The organism is Frondihabitans sp. PAMC 28766, from assembly GCF_001577365.1.
Classification (GTDB): Bacteria; Actinomycetota; Actinomycetes; order Actinomycetales; family Microbacteriaceae; genus Frondihabitans.
Map to the genome: position 1 here is coordinate 403,723 of NZ_CP014513.1, position 21,781 is coordinate 425,503.

The window sequence follows — 21,781 nt, forward strand, 5'->3', positions numbered from 1 at the left end:
GTAGGCTCGTCCGTCGTGACTAACGACGTACGGTCTCCGAAACGGTGGCTGATCGGCGAGCCGCTGTCCTCCGAGAAACTCGACCACCAGCTGCTGCCCAAGCACCTGGCCCTCCCCATCTTCGCGAGCGACCCACTCAGCTCTGTGGCGTACGCCCCGCAGGAGATGCTGATGATCCTGCTGATCGGCGGGCTCGGCTTCCTGACGCTCGCTCCGTGGATCGCTCTGGCGGTCGTCGTCCTGCTGATCGTCGTCGTGCTGTCGTACCGTCAGCTCGTCAAGGCCTACCCGTCGGGCGGCGGCGACTACGAGGTGGCCCGCAAGAACCTCGGCGAGAAGGCCGGCCTCGTCGTGGCGTCGGCTCTGCTCGTCGACTACATCATGACCGTCGCCGTCTCGATCGCCTCGGGCGTCGACAACATCATCTCGGCGGTGCCGGATCTCGCCGACTTCCGGGTCGAGATGGCCATCTTCTTCGTCATCATCCTGGCGGCCGTCAACCTCCGCGGTGTGCGCGAGTCGGGCAAGGCGTTCGCCGTGCCGACCTACCTCTTCATCACGAGCGTCTTCGTCATGGTCGTCACCGCGCTCGTGCGCACCGCTCTCGGCCACCCGCCCGTGGCCGAGAGCGCGCAGTTCACGGTGCAGGGCGAGAACATCGCCCACGCCGCCTTCGTGCTCCTCCTGCTGCGCGCCTTCGCCAGTGGCTGCTCGGCACTGACCGGCGTCGAGGCGATCGCGAACGGCGTGCCCGCGTTCCGATTCCCCAAGGTCAAGAACGCGCAGAAGACCCTGGCCCTCATGGGCGGCATCGCGATCGTTCTGTTCTCCGGCCTCGTCGCCGTCTCGCTGATCGCGAAGGTGCACTACGCCGAGTCGTCGTGCGACCTGCAGGGCCTCAAGAACTGCGCCGCGGCTGTGCAGCCCAGTCTCATCTCGCAGGTGGCGACGGCCGTCTTCGGGGCGAACAGCATCCCCTTCTTCATCATCCAGGCCGTCACCGCGGCCGTCCTGCTGCTGGCCGCCAACACGGCGTTCAACGGATTTCCCCTCCTCGGCTCGATCCTCGCCCGAGACACGTACGCCCCCAAGGCACTCAACAGCCGCGGCGACCGCCTGATCTACTCGAACGGCGTGATCGTGCTCGGTGTCATCGCCGGCGTGATCCTGCTGATCTTCCGCGCCAACGTCACCCAGCTGATCCAGCTCTACATCATCGGCGTCTTCGTCTCGTTCACGCTCGGCCAGACCGGCATGGTGCGGCACTGGATCCGCCTGCTGCGCGACCCCGAGACGACCGGCCGCACTCAGATCAAGCGGTCGCTCTGCATCAACCTGGTCGGCGCGATCATGACGGCGACCGTGCTGATCGTCGTGACGATCACCAAGTTCACGCACGGCGCCTGGATCGTCTACGTGGTAATGCCGATCCTGTTCTTCCTCATGCTCGGCGTGAACCGCTACTACCGCGACGTCGACGTCGAGGTGGAGGTCGACGACACCACGACGTTCGGCGCCTCGGGCGACCACGCGATCGTGCTCGTCGGCAAGATGCAGAAGCCGGTGCTGAAGGCGATCGACTACGCCATCGCGGCCCGTCATGACACCCTCGAGGCGATCCACGTGTCGGTCGAGCAGGAGCCGACGGAGAGGCTGCAAGAGCAGTGGGACGCCATGAACATCGACGTCCCGCTCATCATCATCCCGTCGCCCTACCGCGACGTCGCCGTGCCGGTGATCAAGTACATCAAGGCGCACCGCGAGGAGTTCGGCGCCGAAGTCGTCACCGTCTACACGCCGATCTACATCGTCGGCCACTGGTGGGAGGCGCTGCTGCACAACCACCGCTCGCGCCGCATCCGTCAGAAGCTCATGCTCGCGCACGGCGTCACCGTGGCGCTCGTGCCGTGGCTGCTCGACTCGTCGGAGGTGCTCTACGGGCGCCGCTCGCGCGTCTTCCCCGGCCAGGACCGCTCGGGTGAGCCGCGCCGCCCCGTGAAGCCCGTGGCCCGCGGCCCGCACGCCGACGCCGAGGCCGCCCGCAAGGTGCAGGCCGAGAACGAGGCGATCGCTGCCGCTGCCGCCGCCCGCGAGCCTGCTCTTGCCGGCGCCGGCGCCGGAGCCGGCAAGCAGGGCTCGTCCGCCACATCGAAGCAGCGCCGCAAGGCCGCCGCCGCCCGCTCGACGGCGCGCAACAGCGCCTCCGCCCCGTCGAAGAAGCGCGACCCCGAGTAGCCCTTCCCCCGGCCGTTTTACCTATAGGTGCGGCCCTCGCGTCAGGAAACTTCTGTGCGGAAGCGACGCACCTATAGGTAGAACGTTGCCCTCCCGCGGCCGTTTTACCTATAGGTGCGGCCCTCGCGTCAGGAAACTTCTGTGCGGAAGCGACGCACCTATAGGTAAAACGGGAGGGGGCTAGCGCCAGACGACCGCGGGGCGCAGCAGGCGGTGGTGCGGGTCGCCGGGGCCGGCCACGTCGCCGATGAGAGCCGGGGCAGGATCGGGCCCGAGCAGCAGCTCGAGAGCCGCCGCCGCCACCTGCTCGAGCGGCTGCTCGACGCTCGGCAGCCCGACGGCCGCCGCGACCGGGGTGTTGTCGTAGCCGACGATCGGCACCGACGAGCCGAGCACCATCAGCGCTCCGAGCGCCAGCGAGTCGCTCGCGCAGACCACCCCGTCGAGCCCGATGCCCGAAGCCAGCAGGGCGCGCACGGCGTCGGATCCGTTGCCCACGCCGTCCTCGCTCGACACCTGCAGGGCGTCGAGGTCGGCCGCCTCGAGTCGTGACGCGCCCGCGCCGGCGAGGACCAGGCGATCCTGGTGCCCCTCCATGGCCTCGCGCCAGCCGCGGCGGCGCTCGTCGCCGGTGCCCGAGGGCGACGGCCAGCCGAGGTAGGCGATGCGGTCGCCGCCGAGCTCGAGCAGCGTCCGCGTCGATTCGGCGAGGCCGTGGCGGCCGTCGACGTCGACCCACCGGTGCTGCGCGTCGTCCATGTCGGCCACGCCCCAGGGCCGCCCGAAGGTGACGAACGGCGCCTCGTTGGCGATCAGCCACTCGGTGCGCGGGTCGTCGTAGGTGGTCGAGGTCAGCACGAACCCGTCGACGTCGGCGCCGTCGAGCAGGCGCTCGAACTGCCGGATCTCGTCGTCGGGGTCACGGGCCGTGAACAGCAGGATGCGCAGGCCCCTCGCGTCGGCCCTCTCGGTCAGAGCGTGCAGGAAACGGTCGAGCACGGCACCCGAGATGCCGTTCGTCACCGGGTCGAGGCGGATGCCGATGGTCGAGCTCTTGCGCGTGCGGAGACGCCGGGCCGAGGCGTGCGGGCGATAGCCCAGCGAGAGGATGGCGGCCTCGACGCGCTCGCGAGTGGCCGTCTTGACGATGTCGGGGGCATTGAGCACGTTCGACACCGTCTGGCGCGAGACGCCCGCGGCCTCGGCGACGTCGTAGACCGTCGGCTGCCTGCCCTGACCCCGGCGCATCGTCACTCACCTCCTCGTGGAGCGTTGCCTGCACGTTACCCGAACCCCGGTTGACACTCGAAGCGAGGCAGGCCTACAGTCTTGCTCAGAAAGTTTGATCGTTCAAATCTTGTCGACAACGCGGCAGGATCACGGTCACGACGCAGCGCAGCGCGCCTCACCTTTGGAGATCCCCATGCAACGACGCACCTCCCGCCGGTCCCGCAGGCTCTTGGCCCTCGGCACCCTCGCCACGGCTACAGCCCTCGCCCTCACAGCGTGCGGCTCGGGCTTCTCGAGCTCCTCCTCGAGCTCGGGCGCCTCGGCCAAGGCACTCACCCACAGCAACAGCGCCCTCAGCGTGCTGATCGGTTCGAGCGGGCCCGCCGAGACCAAGGCGGTGACGAATGCCGTCTCGTCCTGGTCGAAGTCGAGCGGCACGAAGGCGAGCGTGACCCCCGCCTCGAACCTCCCGCAGCAGCTGGCCCAGGGCTTCGCGTCGGGCAAGCCCGCCGACGTGTTCTATGTCGCGTCGGGAGACGTGGCCAGCTACGTGAAGAGCGGCGACCTGCTCGCCTACGGCGACCAGCTGCCGAACAAGAGCGACTTCTACCCGACCCTCGTCAAGAGCTTCACGGTCAACGGCACGTTCTACTGCGCGCCGAAAGACGTCTCGACCCTCGGTCTCGTGATCAACACGAAGATGTGGCAGCAGGCCGGCCTGACCGACAAGGACTACCCGACTACCTGGGCGCAGCTCAAGACCGTCGCCGCGAAGCTCACGACGGCGAGCCACGTGGGCCTCGCGATGAGCCCGCAGTACGAGCGCCTGGGCGCCTTCATGCAGGAAGCCGGCGGCACCATCACCAATGCGGCCGGCACCAAGGCGACCATCGATTCGAGCGCGAACGCGAAGGGCCTCGCCTACGTCCAGGACCTGCTCAAATCGGGTGACGCGAAGTTCTCGACCGACCAGGGCACCGGCTGGGGCGGCGAGTCGTTCGGCAAGGGCCTCGCGGCCATGACCGTCGAGGGCAACTGGCTGACCGGTGCTCTGCAGACCGACTACCCGAACATCAAGTACAAGGTCGTCGAGATGCCGGCCGGCCCCGCGGGCAAGAGCACGATGCAGTTCACCAACTGCTGGGGCATCGCCAAGGACAGCCCCAACCAGAAGGCCGCTCTCGCCCTCGTCGAGAAGCTGACCAGCCAGCAGGACCAGCTGAGCTTCTCGAAGCAGTTCGGTGTGATGCCGTCGATCCAGTCGGCCGCCAGCGAGTGGAAGAAGCAGAACCCCGCGCTCGTCCCCTTCCTGAACTCGGTCGCCTTCGCCAAGGGCGTGCCGAACGAGAACGGGTCGTCCGACGTCGTGACCAGCTTCGACTCGAACCTCGCCTCGCTCAAGACGGAAGACCCGAAGGCTCTGCTGGCCACATTCCAGAAGAACTTCCAGGCCATCCTGACCAAGTAGGAGCCCACCATGACGACGATCACGCACGCGCCCGACGCGGCGACGACGGCGCGACCACCGCGCCGTCACCGCCCGCCGCGGCGCAACGGCCTGGCCGGCTGGCTCTTCACGGCGCCGACCCTGGTGATCCTGGGCCTGTTCCTGCTCGTGCCGGTGCTGATGGCTCTCTGGGTCAGCTTCTCCGACTGGAACGGCAACGGCTCGCCGTTCGCCTCGGGCGTCCACTTCATCGGCGGGCAGAACTACAAGAGCCTACTGTCGGGCGGAGGCCTCGCCGAGACCAATTTCGGTACCAGCCTCCGGAACAACGCGTGGTACGTGATCTTCGTCGTGCCGATCCAGACGGCCGTCGCGCTCTTCCTCGCCGTCATGGTCAACCGGGCGGTGCTGCGCGGACGCGGGTTCTTCCGCACCGCGTTCTACTTTCCGTCGGTGACGAGCTCGGTGGCCATCACCGTGCTCTGGCTGTTCCTCTTCTCCACCACGGGTGCGGTCAACAAGGCGCTGTCGTTCGTCGGCCTGCACGGCCCCAACTGGTTCAACGACCCCGACGGGATCGTGCACCTCTTCCTCCGCCTCTTCGGCATCGACAACGGCCCGGCGGCCCTGACCCAGCACACGGCGCTCGGCGTCTCGTGGTGGGACTGGTTCGCCGGCCCGTCGGTGGCGATGTCGGCGTTCATCATGCTGGCGATCTTCACCACCAGCGGCACGTTCATGCTGCTGTTCATCGCAGCCCTGCAGAACCTCGGCACCGACGTGCAGGAGGCCGCGATGATGGACGGTGCGAACGGCTGGCAGCGCTTCTGGCGCATCACCCTCCCGCAGCTGCGCCCGACGCTGTTCACCGTGCTGACGCTCGGGCTGATCGGCACCTGGCAGATCTTCGACCAGATCTTCACCGGCACCAAGGGAGCGCCGTCGAACACGACGGTGTCGCCGGCGTACCTCTCGTACACCTCCGCGTTCGGCAATCAGCAGTGGGGCCAAGGCGCCGCAATCGCGTTCATCCTCTTCGTGATCATCATCGTGCTGACGATCCTGCAGCGGGTGATCCTGCGCGAGCGAGGGGTCTCGAGACGTCGCACCCGGCTCTACGACCCCGCCCGCATCGCCGCGACCGACGCGATGACCCCGGCGACTCCGGCAACCCGCAAGGAGAGTGATCGACGATGACCGCCACCGCCCCCATCAGCGACCGCATCGACGTCAGCGTCGACCCGTCGTCCGACCGGCCCCAGGACCGTCGCAAACACCGCGGCGCCAGTTTCTGGACGGGCTCGATCGTGCTCTACATCGTGCTGATCGCGATCGCCGCGATCTACATCTTCCCGTTCCTGATCAACATCGCGACGGCCTTCAAGACCGAGGCCGACGCGGCGGTCGACCCGCTGTCGCTGATCCCGAAGACGTTCTCCCTCTCGGCGATCCAGACACTCTTCACCAACAGCGACTTCCCGCTCTGGGTCAAGAACTCCTTCATTGTCGCAGTCTTCGTGACGGCCGGCCGGGTGTTCTTCGACTCGCTGGCAGGCTATGCGATCGCCCGGATCCCCTTTCGCGGCCGCAACGTGATCTTCGCCGCTCTCATCGCCGTCATGGCGGTGCCGAGCGTCGTGCTCATGATCCCGAAGTTTTTGGTACTGAACCAGCTCGGCATGTACGACTCGTACGCCGGCATGATCATCCCGCTGCTCGTCGACGCCGCCGGGGTGTTCATCATGAAGAACTTCTTCGAGTCGATCCCCCAATCGGTCGAAGAGCAGGCCGCGATCGACGGGGCGGGCACCTTCCGGATCTTCTGGTCGGTCGTGCTGCCGATGGCCCGCCCCGCCCTCATCACGATCATCATCCTGTCCTTCCAGGGCTCGTGGAACGAGCTGTCGCAGTTCATCATCTCGACGCAGAACCCGGCGCTGACGACTCTGACGAAAGGCGTGGCGAACCTCGCGAACGGCTCACTGAGCCAGGGCACCCAGTACCCGCTGAAGCTCGCCGCCGGCGCGATCATGACGATCCCCGTCGCCGTGCTGTTCTTCATCTTCCAGCGGCACATCATGAACACGAGCGAAGGCGCGGTCAAGGAATGACGGCGACCGCCCCCACGATCCTGGCGACCTGCGCAGGGTTCGACCCCGGCTCCTGGAGCGACGTCGTCTACGGGCCTCTGATGCTCGAGGCCGTCCGGCTCGCTCGAGTGCCCGGTGCTCGCGCACCGCGGGTCCTCCACCTCAACACGGCGGGCGGCGACCCCCGCTTCGTCGAGGGCACCGAGCTCGAGGCGGCCCGGCTCGCGGGCGTCGAGGCGTCGCACCTGCGGTTCTTCCCGCACCCGAACGTGCCGTCTCTTCGTGACACCGTGATGCGCGCCGACGTCGTGTGGGTGTCGGGCGGCAGCGTCGTGAACCTCCTCGCGATCTGGCGCGCTCACGGGCTCGACCACGTGCTGCAGGATGCCTGGCGCGCAGGCGTCGTCCTCGCTGGTGGCTCGGCCGGCGGGCTCTGCTGGCACACCGGCGGGGTCACCACCTCGTTCGGCCCCGCGGCCTCCGTCGTGGCCGACGGCCTCGGCTTCGTGCCGGGCTCGCTGGCCGTGCACTACGACTCCGACGCCTCCCGCGCTGTCGCCTACGAGGGCGGCATCGCATCGGGCGTCCTCGCCGAGGGCATCGCGCTCGACGAGGGCACCGGAGTCGTCTACCGCGACGACGGCGACGGGCCGCAGTTCGTCGAGGCCCTGACCCAGCACGTCGAGGGGCGAGTGCTGCGGGTCACGCGAGACGGCGATCGAGCCGTGACCACGCCCCTCGAGACCCGGCTGCTCGCGTAGCCCCCTTCATCAGCCACGACTCTTCACGACTCGGATCAGGAGCCGACCATGACCGACACCCTCCCCGCCACCGCCCTCCAGCCCTTCCTCGACGCCGAGACAGTCGTGCTGCGGGCCCCGGCCCAAGCATGGTCCGCCTCCGACGGCACCATGGGCGGCGCCGCGATCCACGGCGTCTACCTCGGCGACGTCCGCATCGCCTCAGCGCTCTCGCTGACCGTCGGCGGCGACGAGCCCGAGCCGATCGCGACCGTGCCGATCGACGCCTCGACCGTCCGCTTCGAATCCCTGCTGCGGCTGCTCGACGACCCCGGCGCCGACCCCGATGTTCGCGCCAGCCTCTCGCGCACCGCCACGACCACCGGCATCCGCGAACGCGTCACTCTCACCTCCCGCCTCGATCGCGAGATCGAGACGACGGTCACGATGACGCTTCGACCCGACATCACCACGATGGAGCTCGTGAAGTCGGGGCTCGCCGCGCCCTTCGACCCGCGCACCGAGAGGGGCACAGGATCCTGCGCCTGGTCGGGCGACGGAACCCACGTCACGCTCGACGGCCGAGGCGCCACGATCGACGAGGCCTCCAACGGCCTCACGCTCGCGTGGCCCGTGGTGGTGCCGGCCCACGGTGCCACCACGGTGGGGTTCGACCTCGACGCCCGTGCCACCACCGCCGTGGTGGCAGGCGTGACCTCGCCTGCGCGCTGGGGTGCCCTCGATCCTGCGCCCGTCGACGACCGGCTCGCGCGCTGGCTCGACCGTGCCCTCGACGACCTCGACGCGCTGCGTCTCACGACGGCGAGCGCGCCGGGCGACGTTTTCCTCGCGGCAGGGGCGCCCTGGTTCTTCACGCTCTTCGGTCGCGACTCCATCTGGGCGGCGCGCTTCCTCCTGCCCGTCGACGACGGTCTGCGGGTCGCCCGCGGAACCCTGCGTGTGCTCGCCGGCCTCCAGGGCACCTCTCGCGTTGCGGCGACGGCCGAGCAGCCGGGCAAGATCATGCACGAGCTGCGATCGCAGACGCTCACCATCCCCGGCGAGGGGATCAGCCTGCCGCCGCTCTACTTCGGCACCGTCGACGCCACCGCGCTCTGGATCTGCCTCCTGCACGACGCCTGGCGCTGGGGGCTGCCCGACGCCGAGGTGCGCGAACTCCTGCCGCACCTGACAGCGGCGCTCGAGTGGATGCGCGACTACGGCGACTCCGACGGCGACGGGCTGCTCGAATACGTCGACGAGACCGGACACGGGCTGTCGAACCAGGGCTGGAAGGACTCCGGCGACAGCGTGCAGTGGCAGGACGGCGCGCTCGCGACGGGGCCGATCGCGCTCGTCGAGGTGCAGGCCTACGCGTACGAGGCGGCGATGGCGGGGGCTTCGCTGCTGGATCGTTTCGGTTCGGCCGGCTCCGGCTCACGAGGCTCTGGCTCTGACTCTGGCTCTGGCTCTGGCTCTGGCGACGAGTGGCGCGCCTGGGCCGCCCGGCTGCGCGCCCGACTCCACGAGACGTTCTGGATCAGCGACCCCGACGGCGACTACCTCGCCATCGCCCTCGACGCCGACAAGCGCGCCGTCGACACGGTCACCAGCAACCTCGGGCACGTGCTCGGCACCGGCATCCTGTCGCCGTCGCAGGCTGCCCTCATCGCCCGCCGACTCGTCTCGCCGCAGCTGTCGAGCGGCTTCGGGCTGCGCACGATGTCGACCGACTCGGCCGGCTACTGGCCGCTCAGCTACCACGGCGGCAGCGTCTGGACGCACGACACCGCGATCGCAATCTCCGGTCTCGCCCGCGAGGGCTTCGCCGACGAGGCAGCCACCCTGTCGGAGGGCCTGCTCTCGGCAGCCCCCTGGTTCGACTACAGGATGCCAGAGCTCCACTCGGGCGATGCCGCTCACGACATCCCGCGGCCGGTCCCCTACCCGGCCGCCTGCCGCCCGCAGGCCTGGTCGGCCGCGGCCTCCGTCGCCGTCTGGCAGGCCCTCGCGGCCGTCCACCCTCCCCGCCCCTAGCCTCCCCGTTTTACCTATAGGTAGGCCGCTCCCGCACAGAAACATCACTGCGGAAACGCCGCACCTATAGGTAAAACGGAAGGGGAGGGAGGGAGGGGTCAGCGGCGGGAGAGCGCGAGGAGGACCTGCCGCGCGATGACGCGGCCCGCACGGTTGGCGCCGATGGTCGAGGCCTGCGGGCCGTAGCCGGCGAAGAACATCCGCGGGTCGGCCTGCGACGCCCCTCGCTCGACGACGAGACCACCCTGCGACGTGCGCAGCTTCAGGCTGGAGAGGTGCCGGAGCTCGGGTCGGAACCCCGTCGCCCAGATGATCGCGTCGGCGTGAACGAACGAGCCGTCGGCGAACCGGACCCCGTCGGGCTCGATCGAGGTGAACATCGGGTGGTCGACGAGCACGCCCCGGTCGATGCCGGCCCGGTGGCGGCGGCTCAGCGGGATCCCGGTGCCGCTCACGATGCTCGGCAGAGCACGGCCATCCTTGGCGGCGGCGTCCTGCTCGTCGACGGCCGAGACGCGCATCTCGACGCCGAGCTCGATCTGGTCGACCCAGTCGACGGGGCGACGCGTGACCCAGGTCGTGCGAGCCGCCACTTTCTCGAGCTCGAGCAAGAAGCCGACTGCGCTCGTCCCTCCCCCGACCACGACGACGTCCTGCCCCTCGAAGTCGTCGGCCTCGGTGTAGTCGGCGGTCGTCAGCTGCCGCCCGGCGAACGTGTCGCGCCCGGGGTAGAAGGGCCGAAACGGTGAGCCCCACGTGCCCGTGGCGTTCACGACGAGCTCTGTCAGGATCTCGTGGAAGGCACCGTCGCCGTCGAGATACCGCACGGCCAGGTCGTTGTCGTGACCCGCCCCGAGGTCGTCGATGCCGCGGACGTCGGCTGGCCGCCGCACTCGGAGGCCGAAGTGCCGCTCGTAGCGGTCGTAGTAGTCGGAGACGATGTCGCGGGCCGGGGCGGTCTTGTCGGCGCGGTCGAAGCTGAGACCCAGCTCTGACATGCCTGGGAGATCGTTCACGCGATGAGCCGTGCCGAGGCGCAGCGACCGCCAGCGATACTGCCACGCGCCGCCCGTCGTCGGGCCGCGATCGAGCACGACGAAGTCGGCACCCTGCTGCAATCCCAGTCGCTGTAAGAAATACGCGACCGAGAGGCCTGCCTGCCCCGCGCCGGTGACGACGACGCGGGTGCGCTCACTGGCGGGAAGCACCATCTCGTCGTCAGCCATGGCCCCCATTCTGGACGTCTCGGACGGGCCCGGGCTGAAGCCGGGCACGGTGGCACATGCTAAGGTTGCGGTTAGTTTTGCACCATTTACCTGTCGGTCGTCCCGGGTCCGAGTGCATGTCTCCCGCGACGTGCCTCACCAGCAATCCGGGCCAGAATCACGAGGGGGTCTCGCATGGGGCGCGGCCGTCAAAAAGCTAAGCACACCAAGGTGGCTCGCGAGCTGAAATATTTCAGCCCGGAGACGAACTACGGCGCGCTCGAAAAAGAGCTCTCCACCCCGCACGACGAGAACGAGTACGTCGACAAGTGGGCTGATGATGAGCCCGAGGCGGACGACGAGTACGTCGACACCTACGCCGACGACTACTCGGCAGAGGATCACCACAAGACTGCCTGATCCGCTGACGCTCACAGCACACGAAAGGCCGCCCATACGGGCGGCCTTCCGTCGTTCCTAGTGGAAAATCCGCACGATCTCAGGCATCAAGGCCAACACCACAACGAGCACGCCGCCGGCGGCGGTCAACGCGGCAGTGCGTCGACCTCCGGTGATGGCAGTGAAGGGTTCGGTGGCCGGGGTCTCGTCGGGCACTTCGATGGTGCGGACGTAGACCTCGTGGTCGCGGACGGTGACAGTGCGCGTGATGGTCATGCGGGGTCCTTATGATTCTCCGGCTTCGGGGGCCGGTCGCCGCTCCTCATTGAGCAGCCCTCAAATCATACGACGGCACAGACCGTTTTGTCCCGCCAAATGCGGACAATTCTGTCCCCGCTCTGTGCCCCGGCCGTCCCCCTTTGCGGCTGAAGCCGAATGGCTAAGGCCGGTAGGAGCCGACAAGGCGCACGGCCCCGCCGTCGACGCCCTTGGCGCCCTGCTCGAAGCCCGTGAGGTCGCGCACCGCCGTCGAGACCGTGCCGACGGGCCAGGTGGCGATGCCGTCGGCCTCGAGCAGCGCCGAGACGGCAGCGACCGACGAGGCCGAGACGACGGCGATCATGCCGATGCCGAGGTTCCAGGTGCCTTCACTCGACTCGAGCGTGGACCCCGCGATGTCGCTGAGCACGCGGAAGACGGGCAGCGGCGACCAGGTCGAGCGGTCGACCTCGACCCACGAGCCGATCGGCAGCACGCGGGCGAGGTTCGCGGCGATGCCACCACCGGTGACGTGACTGAGTGCATGAACGGAACCAGCGGGCACGTCGGATCCGGCCGCCACGTCGGATCCTGCAGCCGCGGCGTCGAGCACCCGCAGCAGCGGCGTCGTGTAGAGCCGTGTCGGCTCGAGCAGCGCCTCGCCGATCGCCCCGCCGAGGTCGGTATTCGTGTCGGTGTAACCCAGGTCGGCAGAGCGCAGGATGTGACGCACCAGCGAGAACCCGTTGGAGTGCAGCCCCGATGACGCGAGCGCCAGCACCACGTCGCCATCCTGCACGAGGTGCGGGCCCAGCTGAGCCGACGCCTCGACGGCACCGACCGCGGCGCCGGCGACGTCGTAGTCGTCGGGCCCGAGGAGGCCCGGGTGCTCAGCGGTCTCGCCGCCGACGAGAGCGGTGCCGGTGGCCGAACAGGCGAGGGCGATGCCTTTGACGATGTCGGCGATGCGCGAGGGCACGACCTTGCCGCAGGCGATGTAGTCGGTCATGAAGAGGGGGCGCGCGCCGACCACGACGATGTCGTCGACCACCATGCCGACCAGGTCTTGACCGATGGTGTCGTGCTTGTCGAGAGCCTGCGCGATGGCGACCTTGGTGCCGACGCCGTCGGTCGAAGTGGCGAGCAGGGGCTTCTCGAACTGTTTGAGGAAGGAGACGTCGAAGAGGCCGGCGAACCCACCGACTCCGCCCAGGACATTCGCGGAATGCGTTGCCGAGACCGCGGATTTCATGAGTTCGACCGCGAGATCACCGGCCGCGGTGTCGACGCCGGCCGCGGCATACGAGCTCGAGGCGGTGGCGGAGCCGGTGGGGGTGGAGGCCAATTCTTCATCCAATCGCAGGCATGGCAGACTGTGGTCGTAAGCCCAACTCTACGGTCTGGAGCCCACCGCGCATGTGCGGCATCGTCGGTCTCGTCGCGCACGAGCCAGCCAACCAACTCGTCTACGACGCACTTCTTCTTCTTCAGCACCGCGGTCAGGATTCCACCGGAATCGCGACCGCCGAGGGCAGCGTCTTCCACTCCCACAAGACCCGCGGACAGGTGCGCGAGTCGTTCCGCACCCGCGACATGCGGGCCCTGCTCGGCAACATGGGGCTCGGTCACGTGCGCTACGCCACGAAGGGCGCGGCGTCGAACGAGCAGGAGGCGCAGCCGTTCTACGTGAACGCGCCCTACGGCATCGTCCTGATCCACAACGGCAACCTCACCAACACGCGTGAGCTGACGAGCGAGCTCTTCCACATCGACCGCCGCCACCTCAACACGAACAGCGACACCGAACTGCTCGTCAACGTGCTCGCGCACGAGCTGCAGGAGCAGGTCAACGGCCACGAACTCGACCCCGAGCAGGTCTTCGCCGCCGTCACCCGCGTGCACGACCGCGTGCAGGGGTCGTACGCCGCGATCGCGATGATCGCCGGCCACGGTCTGCTGGCCTTCCGTGACCCGTTCGGCATCCGCCCCTTGATCCTGGGCCGTCGCCTCGCCGAGAACGGCTCGGGCAAGGAGGAGTGGATCGTCGCCTCCGAGAGCCTCGTGCTCGAGTCGGCCGGCTACGAGATCGTGCGCGACGTCGCCCCCGGTGAGGCCGTGTTCATCACGGTCGACGGCGAGATGGTGTCGAAGCAGTGCCACGCCAACCCGCGCCTCGTGCCGTGCTCGTTCGAGTACGTCTACCTGGCCCGGCCCGACTCGGTGATGAACGGCATCTCGGTCTACGACGCGCGTCTTCGTCTCGGCGACCGTCTGGCCGACACCATCGCGAAGTACGCCCCGACCGGCGACATCGACGTGGTCATGCCGATCCCCGACTCCTCGCGCCCCGCCGCATCGCAGGTCGCCCAGAAGCTCGGCATCGAATACCGCGAAGGCTTCTACAAGAACCGCTACATCGGCCGCACCTTCATCATGCCCGGCCAGGCCGAGCGCAAGCGGTCGGTGCGCCAGAAGCTCAACGCGATGGGCTCGGAGTTCAAGGGCAAGAACATCCTCATCGTCGACGACTCGATCGTGCGCGGCACCACCTCGCGCGAGATCGTCGAGATGGCCCGGGCCGCCGGCGCCAACAAGGTGACGTTCACGAGCGCTGCTCCCCCCGTCCGCTACCCGCACGTGTACGGCATCAACATGCCGACGCGCCAGGAGCTGATCGCCCACGACCGTAAGATCCCCGAGATCGCCCGCGAGCTCGGCACCGACCACCTCATCTACCAGGAGGTCGAAGACATGCGCTCGGCCATCACCGAGGGCTCGAACGTCACCGACCTCGAGATGAGCTGCTTCACCGGCGACTACGTCACCGGCACGGTCAGCCCCGAATACCTCGCCTGGGTCGAGGCGAACCAGCTCAGCTGAGGGCGCGGGGCGCAGCGCCGCTGAACCCTGTTCCGGGGGACGACGCGGCGGCCGCCTTTCCGTAGGCTGAGCGGCATCATGTTCGACGCGCCGCCACCCGACCCAGCGACGCGGCTGCCCGAGGGGGGCTCTGCCGCGCGGCGCGCGCCGGGCGAGCCTGCGACGGCTTCCGCCCCCGGCGCCGCGCAACCCGCCCCCGCCGCCGCGCAGCCCGCGCCGAGCACGCCGGCCCTGTCGATCCGCGGCCTCTTCAAGCGCTTCGGCGACAAGGTGGCGGTCGCCGGCATCGACCTCGACGTGCCCGCCGGCAGCTTCTACGGCCTCGTCGGCCCGAACGGTGCGGGCAAGACGACCACCCTCTCGATGGCCACGGGCCTGTTGCGGCCGGATGCCGGGCACCTCGAGATCCTGGGCGTCGACGTGTGGTCGAACCCCACGGCCGCCAAGAAGCTCGTCGGCGTGCTGAGCGACGGCATCGCCCTGTTCGACCGGCTGAGCGGCGAACAGCTGGTCACGTATCACGGCCTCCTCGGCGGCATGGACCGCCAGACCGTCGCGCACCGCGTGCGCGACCTCCTGCAGATGCTCGACATGACCGACGCCGCCGGCAAGCTCGTCGTCGACTACTCGGCTGGCATGACCAAGAAGATCGCGCTGGCGACGGCGCTCGTGCACGCCCCGCGCCTGCTGGTGCTCGACGAGCCGTTCGAGAGCGTCGACCCCGTGTCGGCGGCGAACATCCGCGACATCCTGGCCGGCTACGTCGACGGCGGCGGCACCGTGATCGTCTCGAGCCACGCCATGGATCTCGTCCAGCGCATGTGCGACCACGTCGCCATCATCGCGAACGGCCGCGTGCTGGCCGCCGGCACCGTCGACGAGGTCAGGCAGGGGCGGGATCTCGAAGACGTCTTCGTCTCGCTCGTCGGCGGCCGCCACCACTCGAGGGGCCCCGAGTGGTTGCGCACCTCCTGACCCTGCGGCTGCAGGTGATGGCGAACACCATCCGCCGCAGCCCCTGGCAGCTGGTCGCCGTGATCGTCGGCGGGGTCTACGGCTTCGGCATCCTGGTGCTGATCGCGGTGGGCCTGCACGTGCTCGACTACGCGTCGGCGAACCTGATCCGCACCATCGAGGTGATCGCAGGATCAGCCACGCTGGTCGGCTGGATCATCGTGCCCCTGTTGATGTCGGGGATCGATCAGACGCTGAGCGTCGCCAAGCTCAAGATCTTCCCCATCGCCGCCGACCGGCTGCTGGTCGCCCTCGCGATCTGCGGTGTGCTCGGCATCCCCGGCACCGTCACCCTCCTCGCCGGGTGGCTCACGTCGCTGGCCTGGGTGCACCACCCCGGCGTCGCCGTCCTCGCCCTGTTCACGACCACGATCTCGACGCTCACCTGCGTATGCGCTTCGCGGATGGTCGAGTCGCTCAACTCGGGGCTCGCGGCGCACCGGCGCTATCGCGAGATCTCCGGCATCCTGGTGCTGATCCCGCTGCTGCTGCTCGGGCCGCTCATCACAATTCTCAGCCGAGGCATCAGCCAGGCCAACCAGGCGATCCCGGCGCTCGTCGACGGCCTCTCGTGGACGCCGCTCGGGGCGAGCTGGTCGGTGCCCGCCGACATCGCCAAGGATCACCCGGCGCTCGGCATCGCGCACCTCGCCATCGCCCTGGCTACGCTCGCCGTGGTCGCCCTGGTGTGGCGGCGCAGCCTCGCGACCGCCCTGATCACGACGCAGAAGCCGATCATCAAGACCGCAGCCAGCGGGGCGATCGGCCTGTTCGGGCGCTTCCCCGCGACCGTCACCGGGGCGATCGCCGCGCGCTCGCTGACGTACTGGGCGCGTGACCCGCGGTACAGCCGCCAGCTGATCCTGATCCCGATCTTCCCGATCCTGCTCTACGTGAACAGCCGGACGCTGCACCTGCCCGGTCTCGTCACCGCGTCCGGGCCGATCGTGGCGGTGCTGGTGTCACTGTCGATCTTCACCGACCTGTCGTACGACTCCACGGCGTTCGCCGCGCATGTCTCGGCGGGGGTGCGCGGCGTCGCCGACCGGGCCGGGCGCGTCATCGCCGTTGCGACGTTCGCCGTGCCCGTCGTCGTCGGCATCACGCTGGCGTCGGTGGCCGTGACCGGGTCGTGGCGGTCGCTGCCGGCGGTGCTCGGCCTCGCAGTGGGCATCCTGCTCTCGGGTCTCGGCCTGTCGAGTGTCTCGTCGTCGCGCATCGTGCTGCCGGTGCCGTCGCCGGGTGACAGCCCGTTCGCCGCGAAGACGGGGGCAGGATTCACGACGGCCATCACCACGTTCGCCACCTGGGGCATCCTCGGGCTGCTCGCGATCCCCGAGATCGTGCTCTCGGTCGTCGCCGGCGCCACCGGCAGCCTCACGCTCGGCTGGGTCACCCTCGTGGTCGGTCTGCTGCTGGGCGCGGCCCTCCTCGTGGCCGGGGTGCGCGTCGGGGGGCGGCAGCTCGAACAGCGCGCGCCCGAGCTGCTGGCACGGCTGCGGGTGCAGAAGTAGGCCCGATCGATTCGTCGCGCTCGGGGCTCACGCCGCGCGTTTGGCACAGTGATAGCTGCCGCGGTGAATCCTCAGGCCTCGAGATACTTGATAGGTGACATTCTGATACGCTGATGTCCGCCTATCGGCAGTTCTCGAGCTGAGTCGGCTTCCTGGATCAGCGCAGCAGCCGAGGAGTGAACCGTGGACCTCATCGCACGTGTTGGTGCTTCGGCGATCGGCGTTGCCATCTTGACCGTCGCCGGTTTCACATTCTTCCTCGTCCACGAGCTCGTTCGCATCTGGTTCACGTCCCGCCAACGATTCCTGAGGCGCAAGCCCGACCACGACGCCGAGTAGGCCCTACCGCAAGGAGTCGGACGCTCTCGGGCGCTCGAATCCGCGTGAACACCGCGCTCGGGTGCAGAAGTAGGCGACGGGCCTACTGCTCGGGTCGCCCTCGTCGGGCTGGGGCCGGGGCTCGGCCTCTGCTGCCGGAGCGACCTCGGGCTGCACGTCGGCGACGCCGCCCTCGTAGCCGTACTCGGCCTCGTCGGCCGCCGGAGTCGCGGTACGCTGCGTCTCGACGTTCTTGGCACGACGGGTGAGGACGGCGTCGATCAGGATCGCGACGAGCGCGCCCACGCAGGCCCCGATCGCCAGGCCGTAGATCACGAAATACCCGAAGGCCTGCAGGAAGGGCGTGCCGTCGTCGTTGCGACCGGGCGCAAGCGAGACGGCGATGAACGTGACGATGACGCCGACGATCATGCCGCCGAAGATGAACACGGGGTATTTCGGAGCCCGCCGGACTCGCACCTCGTCGCGGGTCGTCTCGACCTGCGGCTCGGGTTCTGGGGGCTGTCGGGTGCCGTACTCACGGCTCCATTGTCGCAGGCCCGGCTGAGCCTCCCCGCCACGCGATCGGCAGGAACGCGCTGATGTCGGCCCGGCTGCCCGACGCGGCCACCCTCGCCTGGGCTCGGGCATCGGCCCACGAGAGCCTGCCGTCGGCGAGCGCGACGAAGGTGGCCGCGTCCATCTCGACGACGTTCGGCGGGGTGCCCCGCGTGTGGCTGAGCCCCTCCATGAACTGGACGGCGCCGAAGGGCGGGATCCTGACCTCGACGGTCGCCCCGGGCTCGCGGTCGCCGAGCAGCTGCAGCAGGTATCGGACGGCCATGGCCGTCGTCGGGCGTGGCACGCTCTCGCTCTCGAGCGCCACCTGCACAGCCGCCCGGCCCTGATCGGGGTCGATTCTCGCCTTGGCCATAGTCGATAAGGTATCCCCCGTGCGAATTCTCGTTCTCGGCTCCGGTGCTCGCGAGCACGCCATCGTCACGGCCCTCCTCCGTGAGGCGTCGTTGCCGGGCGGGGCGGAGCACCACGTCATCGCCGCCCCGGGCAACGCCGGCCTCGCCGCCGACGTCGAGACCGTCGCCCTCGACGCGACCAACGGCGCCGTCGTCACCGAGTACGCCCTCGAGAACGACATCGAGCTCGTCATCGTCGGGCCCGAGGCTCCCCTCGTCGCCGGCGTCGCCGACGCCCTCCGCGCGCACAGCATCCCCGTCTTCGGCCCCGGCAGGCGAGCCGCCGCCCTCGAGGGCTCGAAGACGTTCGCCAAGCGCATCATGGACGAGGCGCGCGTGCCTACCGGCCGCGCCGTCCGCACCGGCACCCTGCAGGAGGCGACGGCCTCGCTCGACGAGTTCGGCGCACCCTACGTCGTCAAGGCCGACGGCCTTGCGGCGGGCAAGGGCGTGCTGGTCACCGACGACCGCGACGCCGCACTCGAGCACGCGACCTACTGGCTGCAGCACGGCTCGGTGCTCGTCGAGGAGTTCCTCGAGGGCGAAGAGGTCTCGCTCTTCCTGGTGTCCGACGGCCACACCGTGGTGCCGCTCAGCCCCGCGCAAGACTTCAAGCGCCTCCTCGACGGCGACGCCGGCCCGAACACCGGCGGCATGGGCGCCTACTCGCCGCTGCCCTGGCTCGCCGACCGCTTCGGCAGCGAGGCCGAGTTCGTCGAAGAGGTCATCGAGACGATCGCCGTGCCGACGGTGCGCCAGCTCGCCAAAGAGAGCACGCCCTTCATCGGCCTCCTCTACGCGGGCCTCATCCTCACCGAGCAGGGCATTCGCGTGATCGAGTTCAACGCACGATTCGGCGACCCCGAGACGCAGGTGGTGCTGCCCCGGCTCGAGACGCCTCTCTCGGGGCTGCTGCTGGCGGCGGCGAACGGGTCGCTCGCCTCGCATCCTGCGCCCGTGTTCTCCGACCAGGCCGCCGTCACCGTCGTGCTCGCGAGCGAGGGCTATCCCGACGCACCGATCACTGGCCGCGCCCTGAGCGGCATCGACGAGGCGCTGACGGTGCCGGGCGTCAGCGTCGCCCACGCCGCCACGGCTCGCGGCGAGAACGGGCTCTTCGCAACCGGCGGTCGCGTGCTGAGTGTCGTCGCGACGGGTCACGGGTTCGCCGAGGCGCGGGCCCGTGCCTACGAAGCGCTGTCGAAGATCGAGCTCGAGGGTGGCCAGTATCGCCACGACATCGCCGAGAAGGTCGCACGATGAGCCAGACGCTCCCTGACGCGCCTGCCCTGGAAGGCTGGACAGCCGTCTATTCGGGCAAGGTCCGCAACCTGTACGTGCCCGTCGGTGCCACGGGCCTCGCCGACGCGAGCGCCGTGCTGGTCGTCGCGACCGACCGCGTCAGCGCCTTCGACTTCGTGCTCGAGCCCGGCATCACCGACAAGGGTTCCCTGCTGACGAAGCTGAGCCTCTGGTGGTTCGACCAGCTGCCGTCCGTGCCCAATCACCTGCTGTCCGTTGCCGAGGCCGCCCACGCGGGAGTGCCTGGCGTGCCCGCCGCCGTCGCGAGCCGCGCCATGCTCGTGAAACCCCTCGACATGTTCCCCATCGAAGCCGTCGTGCGCGGCTACCTCGTCGGCAGCGGGTGGCTCGAATACCAGGATCACGGCACCGTCTGCGGCATCCCCCTCCCGGCCGGGCTCACCTCGGGCGACAGGCTGCCCGAGCCGATCTACACCCCCGCGTTCAAAGCGGAGTTCGGCGACCACGACGAGAACATCACCTACGAGCGCACCGCCGAGCTCGTCGGGGCGGATCTCGCGTCAGCTCTGCGTGACATCTCGCTGGAGGTCTTCCGCACGGCGTCGGCGATAGCCGAGCGGCGCGGCGTGATCCTGGCCGACACGAAGTTCGAGTTCGGTGCTGATCGAGCGACGGGTGAGATCACCCTCGCCGACGAGGTGCTGACCAGCGATTCGAGCCGCTACTGGGACGCCGCCGTCTACGCCTCGGGTAACCGCACCGACAGCTTCGACAAGCAGATCGTGCGCAACTGGCTCAGTGCGAACTGGAACAGAGAGGGCACTCCCCCCGTGCTGCCCGACGAGATCGTCGCCCAGACCGCCGGCCGCTACCGCGAACTGCTCGAGCGACTCACCGCCGCCGATTAACCATCCGGGCCCCGAAGATGCAGAATGTTCCGGTGACGAACACGCTGACGACGGAGATCCTGGTCGAGGATCGCCCGTGGACGGACCCTGAGGGCGCTCACCTCCGCTGCGAGCAGCGGGCCGAGATCGCCATCCGCTACGGAACCGACGACTCCGAGCCGGGCGTCAAGCCGACGGCGGCCGACATCGCCGTGTTCCTGGTCGCATCGGTCGACGGCAAGCCGGTCGGCTGCGGCGCTCTGCGCGAGCTGCACGGCGAGGCGGCCGAGGCCGGCGACGCCGAGATCAAGCGGATGTTCGTCCGCAGCAAGTCCCGCGGCACGGGCGCCTCGGTCACCGTGCTGCGCGAGCTCGAGAAGCGCGCCCTCGCCCTCGGCTGGACTCGCCTCGTGCTCGAGACCGGTACCGCGCAGCCCGACGCCACGCGCTTCTACGAGCGCGAGGGGTACGTCACGATCCCGAACTTCGGCCACTACAAGGGCAACCCCGACAGCGTCTGCTACGGCAAGACCCTCACGCACGAATAGCAATCGCCTCGCCAGGCATCGTGCTGCCGTCAGCCCTTGGCTGGCACGGCGCCGAGGAGCCGCCGCGTAGCGTGGCGCGCATGACCGTTCACGATGCCGACGCCGGCACCGACCCCGCCTCCATGCCGCACGAGCCGCAGTTCACTACCGTGGCCGAGGGGTCGCTCACGCTCGACGATCACGAGGCGATCACCGCGATGCTCGCCCGCGCCTTCGCCGACTACTCGCACTGGTACCAGGGTGCTCGCAGCTGGGCCGGCATGCAGCCCGAGCTGCGCATCGTCGCGCGATCGGGCGACGTGGTCGTCGCCCATGCCGGCGTGCGACGGCTTTTCGTGACGGTCGGCGACCAGGAGATCGTCGTTGCCTGCGTCGGTATGGTGGCCGTCTCGCCGATCCTGCAGGGCACCGGTCTCGGCGGGCAGCTGATGCGCCTCGTCGACGCCGCCCTCGCGCACCTCGAGGTCTCGTTCGGAGTGCTCGAGACCGGCGAGCAGACGGTGCCGTTCTACGCCAAGCACGGCTGGACGCACCTCGACGAGCTCACCGGCACGTACAACGCCTTCGGGGCCGACGGCGCCGCCACCCTCGTCACGGCGCAGGGCGGCTGGCTGGTGCGCCCGTGCCACTCGAGGCTCGCCGACTGGCCGGCGGGCGACCTGCAGTGGAACGCGCAGCTCGTCTAGCTGCAGCTCGTCCAGCTGCGGCTCGTCCGGCCCCAGCATGCGAAACCCTCGCAACC

The 21,781-nt window shown here is 69.2% G+C and carries 21 protein-coding genes; 15 read left to right on the forward strand and 6 right to left on the reverse strand.

The genetic code is table 11. The annotated features are described in order from the left end of the window. Window positions 1-15: 15 nt before the first annotated feature. Window positions 16-2,235, forward strand: coding sequence for an APC family permease (locus tag AX769_RS01900; protein WP_369824055.1), 2,220 nt, complete (start codon window positions 16-18; stop codon window positions 2,233-2,235). Window positions 2,236-2,415: 180 nt separating this feature from the next. Here AX769_RS01900 and AX769_RS01905 read toward each other — a convergent pair whose 3' ends face one another. Then, window positions 2,416-3,483: a LacI family DNA-binding transcriptional regulator gene (locus tag AX769_RS01905; RefSeq protein ID WP_066283046.1), complete on the reverse strand. Its 1,068-nt coding sequence runs from the start codon at window positions 3,481-3,483 to the stop codon at window positions 2,416-2,418. Between the two features lie 175 nt (window positions 3,484-3,658). Here AX769_RS01905 and AX769_RS01910 point away from each other — a divergent pair, with 175 nt between their 5' ends. Genes AX769_RS01910 through AX769_RS01930 form a run of 5 tightly spaced genes read left to right on the forward strand, consistent with a single transcriptional unit; the run spans window position 3,659 to window position 9,779 of the window. Further along, window positions 3,659-4,933 carry an extracellular solute-binding protein gene (locus AX769_RS01910; RefSeq protein ID WP_066275326.1) on the forward strand — a complete coding sequence of 425 codons (1,275 nt, stop codon included), beginning with the start codon at window positions 3,659-3,661 and terminating at the stop codon, window positions 4,931-4,933. Window positions 4,934-4,942: 9 nt separating this feature from the next. Next, a complete protein-coding gene (locus AX769_RS01915; protein WP_082763420.1) occupies window positions 4,943-6,109 on the forward strand; it encodes a carbohydrate ABC transporter permease in 1,167 nt (388 codons plus the stop codon). Continuing rightward, entirely contained in the window at window positions 6,106-7,023 is a 918-nt protein-coding gene (locus tag AX769_RS01920; RefSeq protein WP_066275327.1) for a carbohydrate ABC transporter permease, read from the forward strand. The genes AX769_RS01915 and AX769_RS01920 overlap by 4 nt, the downstream gene beginning before the upstream one ends. After that, window positions 7,020-7,763 carry a Type 1 glutamine amidotransferase-like domain-containing protein gene (locus tag AX769_RS01925; protein ID WP_066275329.1) on the forward strand — a complete coding sequence of 248 codons (744 nt, stop codon included), beginning with the start codon at window positions 7,020-7,022 and terminating at the stop codon, window positions 7,761-7,763. Before AX769_RS01920 ends, AX769_RS01925 begins: the two co-directional genes overlap by 4 nt. A 48-nt stretch (window positions 7,764-7,811) precedes the next feature. Beyond that, the gene (locus AX769_RS01930; RefSeq protein WP_066275331.1) at window positions 7,812-9,779 is read left to right on the forward strand and encodes a glycogen debranching N-terminal domain-containing protein; all 1,968 of its coding nucleotides are present in this window, start codon (window positions 7,812-7,814) and stop codon (window positions 9,777-9,779) included. A 98-nt stretch (window positions 9,780-9,877) separates the two neighbouring features. On the opposite strand, the gene AX769_RS01935 is transcribed toward AX769_RS01930, so the two are convergent. Next, the gene (locus AX769_RS01935; protein WP_239451904.1) at window positions 9,878-11,005 is read right to left on the reverse strand and encodes an NAD(P)-binding domain-containing protein; all 1,128 of its coding nucleotides are present in this window, start codon (window positions 11,003-11,005) and stop codon (window positions 9,878-9,880) included. 210 nt (window positions 11,006-11,215) lie between these two features. Here AX769_RS01935 and AX769_RS01940 point away from each other — a divergent pair, with 210 nt between their 5' ends. Further along, a complete protein-coding gene (locus AX769_RS01940; RefSeq protein ID WP_369824056.1) occupies window positions 11,216-11,404 on the forward strand; it encodes a DUF3073 family protein in 189 nt (62 codons plus the stop codon). Between the two features lie 57 nt (window positions 11,405-11,461). Here the strand turns inward: AX769_RS01940 and AX769_RS01945 are convergent, their stop codons facing one another. Both AX769_RS01945 and purM read right to left on the reverse strand, forming a co-directional pair. Further along, window positions 11,462-11,659 carry a hypothetical protein gene (locus tag AX769_RS01945; protein ID WP_066275339.1) on the reverse strand — a complete coding sequence of 66 codons (198 nt, stop codon included), beginning with the start codon at window positions 11,657-11,659 and terminating at the stop codon, window positions 11,462-11,464. Window positions 11,660-11,822: 163 nt separating this feature from the next. Beyond that, the gene (gene purM, locus AX769_RS01950) at window positions 11,823-12,986 is read right to left on the reverse strand and encodes a phosphoribosylformylglycinamidine cyclo-ligase (RefSeq protein ID WP_066275345.1); all 1,164 of its coding nucleotides are present in this window, start codon (window positions 12,984-12,986) and stop codon (window positions 11,823-11,825) included. A 71-nt stretch (window positions 12,987-13,057) separates the two neighbouring features. Between purM and purF the strand changes: the two genes are divergently transcribed. The 4 genes from purF to AX769_RS23580 all read left to right on the forward strand — a co-directional run bounded on the left by purF (window position 13,058) and on the right by AX769_RS23580 (window position 17,388). Beyond that, window positions 13,058-14,521, forward strand: coding sequence for an amidophosphoribosyltransferase (gene purF, locus AX769_RS01955; RefSeq protein ID WP_066275347.1), 1,464 nt, complete (start codon window positions 13,058-13,060; stop codon window positions 14,519-14,521). 78 nt (window positions 14,522-14,599) lie between these two features. Then, a complete protein-coding gene (locus AX769_RS01960) occupies window positions 14,600-15,496 on the forward strand; it encodes an ABC transporter ATP-binding protein (protein WP_082763421.1) in 897 nt (298 codons plus the stop codon). Beyond that, window positions 15,478-17,049, forward strand: coding sequence for a hypothetical protein (locus AX769_RS01965; RefSeq protein ID WP_066275349.1), 1,572 nt, complete (start codon window positions 15,478-15,480; stop codon window positions 17,047-17,049). Before AX769_RS01960 ends, AX769_RS01965 begins: the two co-directional genes overlap by 19 nt. A 183-nt stretch (window positions 17,050-17,232) precedes the next feature. Continuing rightward, entirely contained in the window at window positions 17,233-17,388 is a 156-nt protein-coding gene (locus AX769_RS23580) for a hypothetical protein (RefSeq protein ID WP_157887393.1), read from the forward strand. A 3-nt stretch (window positions 17,389-17,391) separates the two neighbouring features. Here AX769_RS23580 and AX769_RS01970 read toward each other — a convergent pair whose 3' ends face one another. Next, window positions 17,392-17,817 (reverse strand): hypothetical protein, encoded by a 426-nt coding sequence (locus tag AX769_RS01970; RefSeq protein ID WP_066275352.1) that lies wholly within the window; start codon window positions 17,815-17,817, stop codon window positions 17,392-17,394. Between the two features lie 88 nt (window positions 17,818-17,905). Beyond that, window positions 17,906-18,301: a sterol carrier family protein gene (locus tag AX769_RS01975; protein WP_066275355.1), complete on the reverse strand. Its 396-nt coding sequence runs from the start codon at window positions 18,299-18,301 to the stop codon at window positions 17,906-17,908. Between the two features lie 19 nt (window positions 18,302-18,320). Here AX769_RS01975 and purD point away from each other — a divergent pair, with 19 nt between their 5' ends. The 4 genes from purD (at window position 18,321) to AX769_RS01995 (ending at window position 21,725) form a co-directional block, all read left to right on the forward strand. Beyond that, a complete protein-coding gene (gene purD, locus AX769_RS01980; RefSeq protein ID WP_066275358.1) occupies window positions 18,321-19,604 on the forward strand; it encodes a phosphoribosylamine--glycine ligase in 1,284 nt (427 codons plus the stop codon). Next, a complete protein-coding gene (locus tag AX769_RS01985; protein WP_066275359.1) occupies window positions 19,601-20,512 on the forward strand; it encodes a phosphoribosylaminoimidazolesuccinocarboxamide synthase in 912 nt (303 codons plus the stop codon). Before purD ends, AX769_RS01985 begins: the two co-directional genes overlap by 4 nt. 32 nt (window positions 20,513-20,544) lie before the next feature. Beyond that, on the forward strand, window positions 20,545-21,039 hold the full coding sequence (locus tag AX769_RS01990) for a GNAT family N-acetyltransferase (protein WP_239451905.1): 495 nt from the start codon (window positions 20,545-20,547) through the stop codon (window positions 21,037-21,039). 80 nt (window positions 21,040-21,119) lie between these two features. Then, window positions 21,120-21,725 carry a GNAT family N-acetyltransferase gene (locus AX769_RS01995; protein ID WP_066275361.1) on the forward strand — a complete coding sequence of 202 codons (606 nt, stop codon included), beginning with the start codon at window positions 21,120-21,122 and terminating at the stop codon, window positions 21,723-21,725. The last annotated feature ends 56 nt before the right edge of the window (window positions 21,726-21,781 follow it).